Here is an 11,978-nt window from a genome sequence, read left to right as displayed (position 1 = left end):
CGCGCCACCATGACCAGAAACCTCACCATCAACCTGCGCATCGCAATCACGATTGCGTTTCTCGGCGCGCTACTCGTTGTCATCGGCGTGCTTGGCATTTTCGGCATGGCCGAAAGCAATCATGCGCAGCGCGAGGCGTATAACGTGCATTTCGCGTCGGTGGTGGCGCTCGGCAAGTCCGGCACCGCCATGTCGCGGGCGCGCTTCGGGCTCGACTGGGCGATGAGCAATCCGCATTCGCCGCAATTGAACGCGCAACTCGAACGCGCCCGCATGCTCCTCGGGGAGTCGGACACCTGGTGGCGCAGTTTCCGCGATCTGCCGAAAACGCCCGACCTGCAACGCCTCACGGATGACCTTGACGCCAGACGCACCGCCGTGCGGCGCGACGGCATTGACCAACTGATCGACGCGATCCGCACCGGAAACGCGAGCTGGATGGACGAAGCCCGGGCGAATCGCCTAATCGGTCTGTACACGGCAATGAACGCGAGCCAGGGCGCATTGGAGGCCTATCTGAACCAGCAGGCCGACGACGCGAACGAGCGCTCGGCCGCGCTCTTTCATGGGTTGTTGGATGCGAGCGTCGGCAGCGTGCTGATCGGGCTCACGGTCGCGTTCTTCAGTTGGCGCACGCTGCGCCGCGCGATCATGGAGCCGCTGCACGCCGCGCTGCGCCAGTTCGACGCGATTGCCGCGGGCGAACTGACGACGCGCGTGGCGATCCGTTCGAACGACGAAATGGCGATGCTGCTGCGCGGACTCGCGTCGATGCAGGACAAGCTTCGCGCGACGGTGACGAGCGTGCGTGCCGGATCGCATTCGATCGCGTCGTCGACGCAACAGATCGCGGCGGGCAACCTCGATCTGTCGCAACGCACGGAGGAGCAGGCGGCGTCGCTGGAACAGACCGCGGCGGCGATGGAAGAGCTCACATCGACGGTGCAGTTGAATGCCGAGCACGCGCATCATGCGAGCGAACTGGCCACGCGCGCGTCGGAAATGGCCGCGCAAGGGCGCGATTCGGTGGTCGGCATGGTCGAGACGATGCGCGCGATTCATGCCGGATCCGCGAAGATGACCGGCATCATCGCCGCGATCGAAGGTATCGCGTTTCAGACTAATATTCTCGCGTTGAACGCCGCAGTCGAAGCGGCGCGCGCCGGCGAAGAAGGGCGCGGCTTCGCTGTCGTGGCTGGCGAAGTGCGCAGTCTCGCGCAGCGTTCGGCGGCGGCTGCCAAGGAGATCGGCTCGCTGATCGCCGAGTCGAACTCACGCGTTCAAAGCGGCGCAGGACTCGTTGATCGGGCGGGCAGCACGATGCAGGAAATCGAGGCCGCAATCCAGCGCGTGGCGCGCATCGTCGGCGAAATTGCGGCGGCTTCGAAACAGCAGAGCGAAGGCATCAAGCAGGTGAGCCTCGCCGTCACGCAAATGGATGAGGTCACGCAGCACAATGCGGCGCTCGTCGAGGAAAGCGCGGCGACCGCGAACTCGCTCGCGGAACAGGCGCGGCAATTGAGCGAATTGACCGCGGCGTTCAAGGTCGCACTCGCGCGCGAGACGGCGCCGCGCGAGCCCGGGCTGCGAGCCGCTTAATAGTGCGGCTCCGGTGATTGCACCTTCGTTCGATTGCGTTGCGGTCGGTTGCCTTGCGCTGCCTTAACGCGGCGGCGCGCAGTGCAGTGCCGCGCCGTGCCCTGCGATGCTGCAAGGCTTATTCAGGCATCTTGCGGAATGAAATCGCAAAGCGATTCCACGCGTTGATCGCCGAGACGAGCAGTGTGAGGTCAACCAGTTCTTCGTCGCTGAAGTGCGGGCGCACCGCTTCCCATACGGCGTCGGGCACATGGTCGTGCGAAACGAGCGTCAGGGCTTCGGTCCATTCGAGCGCCGCGCGTTCGCGATCCGTGAAGAAAGGCGTTTCGCGCCATGTGACCACTGTGGCGAGACGGCGGTCCGTTTCGCCGCCTTTGCGGGCGTCGGCGGTATGCATGTCGACGCAGAATGCACAGCCGTTGATCTGCGACGCGCGCAGCCGAACCAGATCCGCGAGCGACTTTTCGATAGACGATTTACCGATGCGTTCTTCAAGACCCAGCATGGCCTTGATCGCGGCGGGGCTGGCTTTATAAAAGTCGAGACGTTGTTGCATGATTCACTCCTAGGCGTTGGGCGGAACGCATCCAGTGATGCGATGAGTGAATGGTAGCCGCGTGATTGGCTTTGCTAAATGGCCATTTTTGGCGAATTTCAGGTAGCCACATTTCTCCTGTGGGAAAGGGGCGGGCGTCGCTTCGAGCGTCCTTGCTCGCTGTAATGGCATCGTTGCCGCGCGCCGGGCGATTCGGTATGGTGGGTTATTGATCCGCCATGAGATAGCGAATGACGTCCACTGCCGAGCCCGCTTCGCAACCTGGTTTACCGCCCGATTCAGAGCCCGATTCAGAGCTCATCCGGTCCGACGTGCTGATCGTCGGAGCGGGCCCCGTGGGCCTCTTTGCCGCGTTCGAGGCGGGGGTGATCGGGCTGTCCTGCCAGATCGTCGATGCACTCGGCAAGATCGGCGGTCAATGCACGGAGCTGTATCCGGACAAGCCGATCTACGACATTCCTGCGATCCCGTCGTGTACGGCGCGTGAACTGGTGGACCGCTTGCTCGCACAATGCAAACCGTTCGATGTGCCGATTCATCTGGAGCAACGTGTCGAGTCGGTCGAGCAGCGCAGTGATGGCCGCTGGACCGTGCGGACTGATCGCGGCCTCGCGTTCGATGTCGCGGCGATTCTGCTTGCGGCCGGCAACGGCGCGTTCGTACCGCAAAAGCTGCCGCTTGCCGAAGCTGTGGCGCTCGAATCGCGCCATGTGCATTACAGCGTGCAGCGCCTCGCCGATTTCGCCGACAAAACCGTGGTCGTGGCCGGAGGCGGCGATTCCGCGCTCGACTGGGCGCTCGCCTTACGCAAGGTCGCGCGGCGCGTGACGCTCGTGCATCGGCGCAACGGTTTCAGCGCGGCCGATTCCAGCGTCGAGCTGATGCGGCGCGCGGTCGAAGCGGGCGAGATGGAGTTTGTCGTCGGCGCGATCTCGGGGCTTACGGTCGAACGCGATGCTGAGGGCGATGCAAAAGGCGATGTCCTGAAATCCATCACACTGCGACATATCGAGGGTGAAACCGAACTGCCTGCCGAACAGCTCGTCGTGCTGTACGGACTAGTCGCCGATCTCGGTCCGATCGGGCAGTGGGGCTTGAGCATTCATGGCGGGCGCGTGGATGTCGATACGTCCAACTATGAAAGCTCACGGCCAGGCATCTTCGCGGTCGGCGACGTCGCCAACTATCCGAACAAGCAGAAGTTGATTCTGTCGGGCTTTCACGAGGCGTCGCTCGCGCTGCGAAAAGCCTATTCATACGCGTACCCCGACAGGAAGCGCGTGCATGTGCATTCCAGTTACGACGCAAAACTCGCCGAGAAAGTCAGCGCGGCAGGTTGACGTTGCACGCAAACTCGCACGACTGCATCGCACGACTGCACCCCGGAAGCGACCGCCAGATCGCACCGGTTTTTTTACGTCATGACGTGCTACTTTCCCGCTGGCTGACTTGACGCAGCCGCGGCGCTAGCGGCCTTGTCTTTCTTCTTCGCTTCATGATGGCCAATCGCGCAGCCTGCTGCTGCGCCGGCCACGCCATGACCGCCCGCGACATGTCCAGCGACGCCGCCGACCACCGCGCCCTTGGTGCAGCCTTCGGCTTGCGCTGCGGTGTTGATGAAAGCGAGTGAGACCACGAGAGCGGTGGCGAAAAATGCGCGTTTCAATGGATACTCCTTGTGTCGTTGATTCGATCGTGCACAGACTCAAGCAATCCCGAGACCTGACCTGTGTTTAGCGGTCTGAAAGGTTCGTTGATGCTCGTCGATTACTGTCTGGCCATACGGTGCCGTGCATTGCACGCGACGTATGAGCGCCTCGCTGCGTCAGCCGCAGCTGAAAACGCAATCAAACGGGGTACGGCATGCAACGCATGAGGACCGCGCGAGCGAAGTCGAAACGTGCCGGCGCGAGGCACTAGGTACGCGTAAGCGGCATGTCGTTTGCTGGTCGCAGGCATCCGCTGCGGTGCTGACAATGCCGTTTTGCTTCATTGAACCGCTTCGTTCAACGGGGTCATCGAACCGCTTCATCAAACCACTTCACGCAGCAAACGCGACCGCGGGATCGCGTACAACACCCGGGCAGCGTTCGCAGGCAGTTCACAAAAAAAGTTCAGACACGAACGGCGCCCAACCGCCGCAAGGAGGACAAAAAATGATGGACGCCATCTATCTGCTATTCGGCCAAGGCAGAGATCTCGACCCACTGCAGATGAGCGTGCGCGCCCTCGTGGTGTTTCTGATCACGCTTGTGCTGATCAGAATTTCAGGCCGGCGTTCGTTCGGCAAACGCTCGCCGTTCGATTCAGTCGTGGTCATCCTGCTGGGCGCGACGTTGGGCCGGGCGATTGTCGGTGCATCGCCATTTGTGCCGACGGTTCTCGCGTCTCTGATGATTGTCGTTTGTCACCGCGTCCTTGCATGGGGCTGCATGCGCTCGCCCGCAATCGAACGGCTCGTGGGCGGCGTCGAGCGCGAGGTCTACAGCCACGGCGCATTCAACGAGCGCGAAATGAATGCCGCGCTGATGACACCGAACGATGTGTGCGAAAGCGTGCGTCAGAAAATCGGCTCCCGTTCGATGGATAAGGTGGCCGCCGCGATTCTCGAGCGCAACGGCGATGTGAGCGTGATCCGCAAGGAGCCGTAAGCAGGCGCGGGCGCGAGGCGGTATCAGCCGCGGCCGCCGCGCGAGATTTCCTCGCCGGCGCGATGCGGCAAGCGCAGCGTCACGGGAATCGACGCGAATGAGCACAGTCCGACCACGAGGAACGCCGGCCAGAAGTCCGACCACATGATGGTCTCGTGGCCGTTCAGCAGGCGCGAAATCTGCAACACGATGCCGCCGACCGTCACGCCGAGACCGAGCGACATCTGCTGCACGACACTGCCGAGGCTCGTCGCCCGCCCGACGTCGCGGCTCGCGATTTCGGCATAGGTCAACGAGTTCAGACTTGTGAATTGCAACGCGGGAAAGAAGCCGCCAAGCAGCACGACCACCCAGATGATCCACGTCGGTGTGCCGGGGAAAAACAGTCCGCAGGCCGCGATCGAAACGCCAGACAGCGCCGCATTGACCACCAGCACCGAACGAAAGCCATAGCGATGCAGCACGCGCGACGCAACCGTGCGCATGAACATGCCGCCGAATGCCGACGCACAGGTAATCAGCCCGGACTCGAAAGCGCTCATGCCGTGCCCTTCCTGCAGCATCAGCGGCAACAGGAACGGCAGCGCGCCAAGGCCGATGCGGAACAGCGACCCGCCGAGCACGCTCGCCTGAAACGTCGGCACCTTGAAGAAACGCAGGTCGAGCAGGGGCAGCCGGGCGCGCTGCGCATACGCGACATACAAGGCAAGCAGGACTGCGCCCAGCACACACATGGCGAACGCGTCGCGATTGGAAATGAGCTCGCCGCCGATCAGCGACAACCCGAGCAGGAGCAGCACCGCGCCCGCCGCCGACAGAAAAAAGCCGATCCAGTCGAGCGGTCCCGGATGCGGCTCGCGCGTATTGGCAATATGTTTGTTCGTCAGATAGATGCCGAGAATGCCAATCGGCACGTTGATGAAGAAAATCAGGCGCCAGTGCAAGTAGGTCGTGATGAAACCGCCGAGCAGGGGGCCGGCTGCGGGACCGAGCATCGCGGGCACGCTCAGGTAATTCATCGCGCGGATGAAATCGGCTTTGTGCACGACGCGGAAAATGATGATGCGCCCGACCGGCACCATCATCGCGCCGCCGACGCCTTGCACGAAACGCGCGAGCGTAAAGGTGGCAAGCGAATTGGATGCCGCGCACAGCAGCGAGCCCGCGACGAAAATGCAGATGGCCGTGCGAAACACGGTGCGTGCGCCGAAGCGGTCGGCGAGCCAGCCGCATACCGGAATGAACACGCCAAGCCCAAGCACGTAGCTCGTGACCGCGATTTTCAGCGTCACCGGGTCGCGCCCGAAGTCACGCGCCATCGCGGGCAGGGCCGTGACGATCACGTTCGCGTCGACGCTTTCCATGAACATCGCGCACGCGACGATCAGAGGCGCAATCAGGGCTTTCTGCACGACGGTCATCGAATGAAGCTGCGGCGGGCTGTCGCAGGCAAAAGGGTCATTATTGCACCTGTACGGTGCGGTTTGTTAATAACACCGATGAACATTGCGCCCTTTTTTGCCGCCGCAGTTTGGCTGGCACGGCTCGCGATCCCGTGACTTTCCCGCAACATGATTATTTTTATTGCACTGCGCAACGAGAGGACTATAATCGGGTTATTCCCTAGGTATAAACCCTATACAGGAGCCCGACCATGAACACTGCATCCAACACCGCATCCGCTCGCAATACCGCCGCTACCAACGGCAACTGGCTCGCAAAGCTGCGTGCACTCGCGGTGCACGCGCTGAACCTCCATCTGCAGAACTGCGCTGTCATCGCTGAAGCGCATCGCCGTCCGCAGTAAGCGCGGTGCGCGGTTGCGCTGCGCTGACGGTTGCTCTTGCCGGCGCAGTAAAAACGCAAGACCTCGCACGGCGGTCAAAAGAAACAAGCAGAAGAAACAAGCGGCGCATTCGCGCTGCTTGTCTTTTGTGCGTCTGCTACGCCGTATACGGTGTGCCGCTTACTCACCCGAGCGACGCGACACCTTGGCAAGCGTCTGCCGCATCTTCGTCGCGCGTGCGGAAAAAGCGCTCATCACGAGCGCGGTCGACACCAGGCCGACCAGATATATGCCTGCCACCATCCAATCCTGTTCCGCCATCATCGTTCTCCCGTCGAGTGCCTCGTTCTTGCGGCCAATGCGCCGCATCTCACGAGGCTGTCGCTTGCGATTACGGCATATGCGGCGAAAAGCTTAATCGGCTTCGCACGCTCCCGCGAACCTCGCAGTCACGTCGACACGCGCCAATGCGCACACTAATATGCACGCAAAAGCGGCGATAGCTGCGCGTTGCGATCACGCAAACGTCGAATCTTCCTTCACAGTGCGCAATAAGCGTTTAAACTTCAGCCCCCTTGGATTCAAGGTCGGCCGACAGGGCGCGTCGGCAAAGCGCATCCATTGCGAACAACCGGCCCAGGTTAAACCCAGGCGTCAGGGCCGGCAATGTCAACCTTTTAAGCTGTTTGCCGTTATCCAGTTGTAATCGCCGAACAGGCGACCTTGCGGCAGACGGCCCGTCGCCGCGACAGCTCCATGCAAGGCCCGCATTGACCATGTTCCATCGATATAAGAATAATTTCGACCGGGTAGGCGCGATGTTAGTCCGTGCATCGAAGACGCCTCGCTTCAGGGGATTGCTCTCGCCCGTGCTCGCGCTTGCGATCTGCGCGCTGCTGCTCGTCGTGCTCCAGCATTTGTCGGAGGCCGTCGATTACCGCTCGGTGATGCACGAGTTGCGCCGGCTGACGGCCGGCGAGTGGACCGCCGCGCTCGCCGCCACGGCGCTCAGCTACGTGGCGCTGGTCGGCCGCGACGCAGTCGGCTTGCGCTACCTTGGCGCGGCCGTACCGCGCACGGCGCTCTGGATCGGCGCCACCGCGGGCTCCGCGCTTGGCAACGCCACGGGCTTCGGCGCATTGACGGGCGGCGCGGTGCGCGCCCGGGTCTACGGCGTGGCGAGCATCACGCCCGCGCAGATTGGCCGCATGACCGTATTCACGAGCGTCTCGCTGGCGCTGGCGCTTGTCCTGATGACGGCGCTCGGCATGGTGTGCGTGGCCGGCACGCTTGCACCGATGCTGCATCTCTCGCCCGCCGCGGTCCGCTGGGTGGGCGCATTGCTGCTCGCGGCGTTGGGGCTGCTCACCGCCGCATGCCGCGTCGAAACGCGCGCCGTCCGCACCCGCTGGCAGTGGCTGTCGTTCGATATTCCCGCGCGCCGCGATCTGCTCGAACAAGTGGGGCTCACGCTGAACGGCAGCGTCGCGACCCACCAGATGGTCGCCGCGCTGCTCGCTTATCGGGCAATCTACTTTGGCGTGCCGCTCGTCGTCTCAGCTGCGTTGCTCGCCGGCTTCGAAGGCCGTGCGCTGACAGGGCGCCTGCCGTTGCGGCACGCGGCGGGCGCGTCCAGACTCGCGCCGCTGTTTCTGAGCCTCGTCACGTTCGTGGTCGGCGGCATGCTGGTGATTTCCAGCGCGACGCCCGCGTTCTGGCAGCGTCTTCATATTCTGCGCGACGTGTTGCCGCTGTGGGTGCTCGAAAGCTCGCAGATGCTGTGCAGCGTGCTTGGCGTGCTGTTGCTGTTCGTCGCGCGCGGGCTGCTGCGGCGGCTTGATGCCGCGTGGTGGATGACCCTGGCTCTGGCCGTGCTGAGTCTCGCGCTGTCGTTGACCAAGGGTCTCGCATTCGTCGAAGCGGGCGTGCTGTGCATGCTGATCGTGCTGCTGCTCGCGACGCGCCGGCGTTTCAATCGCCATTCGTCGCTGTTCGCCGAGCGCTTTACGGCCGGCTGGCTCGTGTCGGTTGCAATGGTGCTGATGCTCGCGACTTGGGTCATGCTGTTCGCTTTCCGGGATGTTCCCTATACGCGCGACCTGTGGTGGCAATTCGCGTTCGACGACCGCGCGCCGCGTGCGCTGCGCGCGACGCTGGCCGCGAGTCTGTTCGCGGCGACATTCTCCTTCTGGCAGTTGCTGCGCCCCGCGCCGGGCCACTTCGTGAAGCCGGCGCCCGAAGATCTGCAGGACGCGGCGCGCATCGTGCGCGCGCAGGAGCGCAGCGACGCCGGTCTCGCGCTGATGGGCGACAAAAGTTTTCTGTTCTCCGAGTCGCGCGAAGCTTTTCTGATGTACGCGAAGTACGGCCGCACGTGGGCCGCACTGCACGACCCGGTCGGCCCGCGCGAAGAGTGGGCGGGCCTCATCAGCAAGTTCGTCGCGCTCGCGCATGCGCACGGCGGACGCGCGGCGTTCTATCAGGTGCGCGCGAACGCGTTGCCGCTGTACCTCGACGCCGGCCTTTCGCTGATGAAGCTCGGCGAGGAAGCGCATGTCGTTCTGGACGATTTCGATCTGAAGGGCTCGCACCGCGCGCATCTGCGCTACGCGCTCAAGCGTGGCGAGCGCGATGGCTTCAGCGTCGAAGTGATCGACCAGGCGAATGTGCCGGCGTCGCTCGAAACGTTGCGTTGCATTTCCAACGGCTGGCTCAACAGCCGCGATGCGCGCGAAAAAAGCTTTTCGGTCGCGGCTTTCACGGACGAATACCTCGCCGCGCAGTCCGTCATGCTGGTGCGCCAGAACGGCGAGCCGGTCGCCTTCGTCACTTTCATGACGACCGACCTGAACACCGAGGCGACAGTCGGCGTAATGCGCCACGTGGAAAGCGCGTCGCCGTACGCAATGGAATACCTGTTCACGCAACTGGCGCTGCATCTGAAACAGGCGGGTTTTCGCTCGCTCAGTCTCGGCATCGCGCCGCTCTCTGGCATGCAGCCGACGCCGCTTGCGTCGCGCTGGCATCGGATTGCCGGCATCGTGTGGCGCTTCGGCGGCCGCTTCTATAACTTCCGCGGACTGCGCGCTTTCAAGAGCAAGTTCCAGCCGCATTGGGAGCCGCGCTATCTCGCGGCGTCGGGTTCGATGGGCGTGGTCTTCACGCTCGCGGACCTGTCATTGCTGGCAGGAGGCCGGCGTTCATGACCTTGCATTCGTTTTCCAGGCTCGCCGTCGTGGCGGGTCTCGTGACTTGCGGCACGCTCGCCAACGCGGCGACGACCACCATTGCCGGCGGCCGTTACGGCAACGTCACCGTCACACAGCCGGCGGGTCCGTTGCGCGGTTTCGTCGTGCTTTACTCGCAGGCGAGCGGCTGGAGCGCGGCCGATCAGCAAAGTGCGGATGCGCTCGCCAAGGTCGGCGCATTGACCGTGGGTGTTGACACGGCTCGGTATGCGGCCAGCCTTGCGACGACTGCGGCGCAGAAGAAAGAAACCTGCCATCAGCTGGTGGGCGATGCCGAAGCGTTGAGCCATCAGCTCGAACGGCAGTCGCAGTCGAGCCACTACTTCGCGCCGATCGTTGCGGGCACGGGGCAGGGCGCGACGCTCGCCATGCAGGTGCTCGAACAGGCGCCTTCGAACACGATTGCCGGCGCGGTTTCCGTGGATGCGGAGCACACGCTCGACCCACGTTTCAAGCCGTGCCCGCCCGACGCGACGATCATTCGCGACAAGATTCCTGGCTTCGTCGAAAAAGCGTCGACGGGCAACGCCGACCGCGCGCGCCTCGTCGCGTTGATCACGCCGCATCTGCAAACCGTATCGGCGCATGATGACGACGTCTCGGATCTGCCGTTGATCGAACTGCCGGCTGCGCATCCGAATGGCTTGATGGCGATCGTGATTTCCGGCGACGGCGGCTGGCGCGATCTCGACAAGACTATCGCCCAAGCGTTGCAGAAAGACGGCGTGTCGGTGATTGGCTGGGACAGCCTGCGCTATTTCTGGAGCGAGAAGCCGCCCGCGCAAACGAGCCGCGACCTCGCACGCGTAATGCAAACGTACAGCGCGCGCTGGCATACGCAGCATATCGCGCTCATCGGCTATTCGTTCGGCGCGGACGTGATGCCCTTCGCGTATAACGGCTTGCCCGATGCGTTGCGTGCGAAAGTGTCGCTGATTTCGCTGCTCGGCTTTGCGCCGGACGCCGATTTCCAGATCCGCGTGGGCGGCTGGCTCGGCATGCCTGCAAGCGACAAGGCGTTGAAGGTGCGGCCCGAACTGGCACGCGTGCCGCCCGCCATCGTGCAGTGCATCTACGGCGCAGACGAGAAAGACACGCTGTGCCCGGCGCTGACGAAGACGGGCATCGACGTGATCCGCACCTCGGGCGATCATCACTTCGGCGGCGATTACAACGCGCTCGAAAGACGCATTCTGGCCGCGTTCAAAAAGCAGAGCGGCGTGCACGAGTGATTTCAAGCAGCGCGCCGTGCGCTGTTGGCGCGCCGTCTGCCGAACTGTTGTGGTACCGCTGCCTCGCTGTTTGCGCCGCCGTTGTTGTGAATCGCCTCGCCGTTTGTCCGCGGGCATCGCGAGGACTGCCTGAAAAGCCCGCTTTTCAGTGGGATTTCTATTTAGCGCTTCAACCGCGGCGCGTGCGGGATCAATGCTTCCGCCGCAAATGCGGGCAGTGCGCCGCGCGCTCTTACGCTCGATCGCGGTGTGCGACCGTTATCGCGCATTTCCGGCGTGGCCCGATTCTCCGCAGCGGCCATGACATACCGCGCGTCCCCGCGCTGGCATTGACAAACCAGAACAGGTCAACGATGATCGGGCACATGAACTGCCTCGACATCCGTATTGCGCTGATTATTAGCATCATTCATCGAATGGTGGGTTAGCGCGCGTCTGATAGCAGTCACACATAACCCGCCACGAGGCGGGTTTTTTATGTCCGCTTGCTCCTGCCTCCTGGTCGACTTTTTATGACATGTCCTTGCCGCACAGGAGCTTGCCTTGCTGTCACACGAATCCGAACAGATCGCTGAAGCCGCGCGGAGTGCCGCGGTTCTTCACGACTACCTGAAGAAAACCCTCACCGCGCGCGTCTACGACGTGGCCCGCGAGACCGAACTCGAACGCGCGCCGCAACTGTCGGCGCGCCTGCGCAATCCGGTCTATCTGAAGCGCGAGGACAACCAGCCGGTGTTCTCGTTCAAGGTGCGCGGCGCGTACAACAAGATGGCGCATATTCCGGCCGAGGCGCTCACGCGCGGCGTGATCACCGCGTCGGCGGGCAATCATGCGCAGGGCGTCGCGCTTTCGGCGGCGCGCATGGGCGTGAAGGCGATCATCGTCGTGCCGGTGACCACGCCCCAG

11 protein-coding genes are annotated in these 11,978 nt (G+C 63.2%); 7 read left to right on the top strand and 4 right to left on the bottom strand.

What is annotated here, in order from left to right:
* Positions 1-9 precede the first annotated feature (9 nt).
* A complete protein-coding gene (locus F759_RS0130985; protein ID WP_027803265.1) occupies positions 10-1,599 on the top strand; it encodes a methyl-accepting chemotaxis protein in 1,590 nt (529 codons plus the stop codon).
* Positions 1,600-1,717: 118 nt separating this feature from the next.
* On the opposite strand, the gene F759_RS0130980 is transcribed toward F759_RS0130985, so the two are convergent.
* Positions 1,718-2,155 carry a carboxymuconolactone decarboxylase family protein gene (locus tag F759_RS0130980; protein WP_027803264.1) on the bottom strand — a complete coding sequence of 146 codons (438 nt, stop codon included), beginning with the start codon at positions 2,153-2,155 and terminating at the stop codon, positions 1,718-1,720.
* Between the two features lie 230 nt (positions 2,156-2,385).
* On the opposite strand from F759_RS0130980, the gene F759_RS0130975 reads away from it, so the two are divergent.
* The gene (locus F759_RS0130975; RefSeq protein ID WP_027803263.1) at positions 2,386-3,495 is read left to right on the top strand and encodes an NAD(P)/FAD-dependent oxidoreductase; all 1,110 of its coding nucleotides are present in this window, start codon (positions 2,386-2,388) and stop codon (positions 3,493-3,495) included.
* A gap of 89 nt (positions 3,496-3,584) precedes the next feature.
* Here the strand turns inward: F759_RS0130975 and F759_RS0130970 are convergent, their stop codons facing one another.
* Positions 3,585-3,821, bottom strand: coding sequence for a hypothetical protein (locus F759_RS0130970; RefSeq protein WP_027803262.1), 237 nt, complete (start codon positions 3,819-3,821; stop codon positions 3,585-3,587).
* A gap of 490 nt (positions 3,822-4,311) precedes the next feature.
* Here F759_RS0130970 and F759_RS0130965 point away from each other — a divergent pair, with 490 nt between their 5' ends.
* Positions 4,312-4,806 carry a DUF421 domain-containing protein gene (locus F759_RS0130965; protein ID WP_027803261.1) on the top strand — a complete coding sequence of 165 codons (495 nt, stop codon included), beginning with the start codon at positions 4,312-4,314 and terminating at the stop codon, positions 4,804-4,806.
* Between the two features lie 23 nt (positions 4,807-4,829).
* Here the strand turns inward: F759_RS0130965 and F759_RS0130960 are convergent, their stop codons facing one another.
* On the bottom strand, positions 4,830-6,227 hold the full coding sequence (locus F759_RS0130960; RefSeq protein ID WP_027803260.1) for an MFS transporter: 1,398 nt from the start codon (positions 6,225-6,227) through the stop codon (positions 4,830-4,832).
* 233 nt (positions 6,228-6,460) lie between these two features.
* On the opposite strand from F759_RS0130960, the gene F759_RS43465 reads away from it, so the two are divergent.
* The gene (locus F759_RS43465; RefSeq protein ID WP_167334047.1) at positions 6,461-6,613 is read left to right on the top strand and encodes a hypothetical protein; all 153 of its coding nucleotides are present in this window, start codon (positions 6,461-6,463) and stop codon (positions 6,611-6,613) included.
* A gap of 159 nt (positions 6,614-6,772) precedes the next feature.
* Here the strand turns inward: F759_RS43465 and F759_RS43460 are convergent, their stop codons facing one another.
* Positions 6,773-6,913 carry a hypothetical protein gene (locus F759_RS43460; protein ID WP_167334046.1) on the bottom strand — a complete coding sequence of 47 codons (141 nt, stop codon included), beginning with the start codon at positions 6,911-6,913 and terminating at the stop codon, positions 6,773-6,775.
* A 455-nt stretch (positions 6,914-7,368) separates the two neighbouring features.
* Here F759_RS43460 and mprF point away from each other — a divergent pair, with 455 nt between their 5' ends.
* From mprF to F759_RS39065, 3 genes are all read left to right on the top strand, one after another.
* Positions 7,369-9,798: a bifunctional lysylphosphatidylglycerol flippase/synthetase MprF gene (gene mprF / locus F759_RS0130945; protein WP_027803259.1), complete on the top strand. Its 2,430-nt coding sequence runs from the start codon at positions 7,369-7,371 to the stop codon at positions 9,796-9,798.
* Positions 9,795-11,072 carry a virulence factor family protein gene (locus F759_RS0130940; protein ID WP_027803258.1) on the top strand — a complete coding sequence of 426 codons (1,278 nt, stop codon included), beginning with the start codon at positions 9,795-9,797 and terminating at the stop codon, positions 11,070-11,072. The genes mprF and F759_RS0130940 overlap by 4 nt, the downstream gene beginning before the upstream one ends.
* A gap of 543 nt (positions 11,073-11,615) precedes the next feature.
* On the top strand, positions 11,616-11,978 hold a 363-nt coding region (locus F759_RS39065; RefSeq protein ID WP_036025674.1), incomplete at its 3' end, for a pyridoxal-phosphate dependent enzyme.

The sequence above is a fragment of the Paraburkholderia dilworthii genome (assembly GCF_000472525.1).
In the GTDB taxonomy this organism is placed as follows: Bacteria; Pseudomonadota; Gammaproteobacteria; order Burkholderiales; family Burkholderiaceae; genus Paraburkholderia; species Paraburkholderia dilworthii.
This window is presented reverse-complemented; position numbering and strand designations above follow the sequence as displayed.

Excerpts from the sequence above, each read along its gene's own strand:
- F759_RS0130985 (WP_027803265.1), top strand. The coding sequence starts at position 10 with ATGACCAGAAACCTCACCATCAACCTGCGCATCGCAATCACGATTGCG.
- F759_RS0130980 (WP_027803264.1), bottom strand. The coding sequence starts at position 2,155 with ATGCAACAACGTCTCGACTTTTATAAAGCCAGCCCCGCCGCGATCAAG.
- F759_RS0130975 (WP_027803263.1), top strand. The coding sequence starts at position 2,386 with ATGACGTCCACTGCCGAGCCCGCTTCGCAACCTGGTTTACCGCCCGAT.
- F759_RS0130965 (WP_027803261.1), top strand. The coding sequence starts at position 4,312 with ATGATGGACGCCATCTATCTGCTATTCGGCCAAGGCAGAGATCTCGAC.
- F759_RS0130960 (WP_027803260.1), bottom strand. The coding sequence starts at position 6,227 with ATGACCGTCGTGCAGAAAGCCCTGATTGCGCCTCTGATCGTCGCGTGC.
- F759_RS43465 (WP_167334047.1), top strand. The coding sequence starts at position 6,461 with ATGAACACTGCATCCAACACCGCATCCGCTCGCAATACCGCCGCTACC.
- F759_RS43460 (WP_167334046.1), bottom strand. The coding sequence starts at position 6,913 with ATGGCGGAACAGGATTGGATGGTGGCAGGCATATATCTGGTCGGCCTG.
- mprF (WP_027803259.1), top strand. The coding sequence starts at position 7,369 with ATGTTCCATCGATATAAGAATAATTTCGACCGGGTAGGCGCGATGTTA.
- F759_RS0130940 (WP_027803258.1), top strand. The coding sequence starts at position 9,795 with ATGACCTTGCATTCGTTTTCCAGGCTCGCCGTCGTGGCGGGTCTCGTG.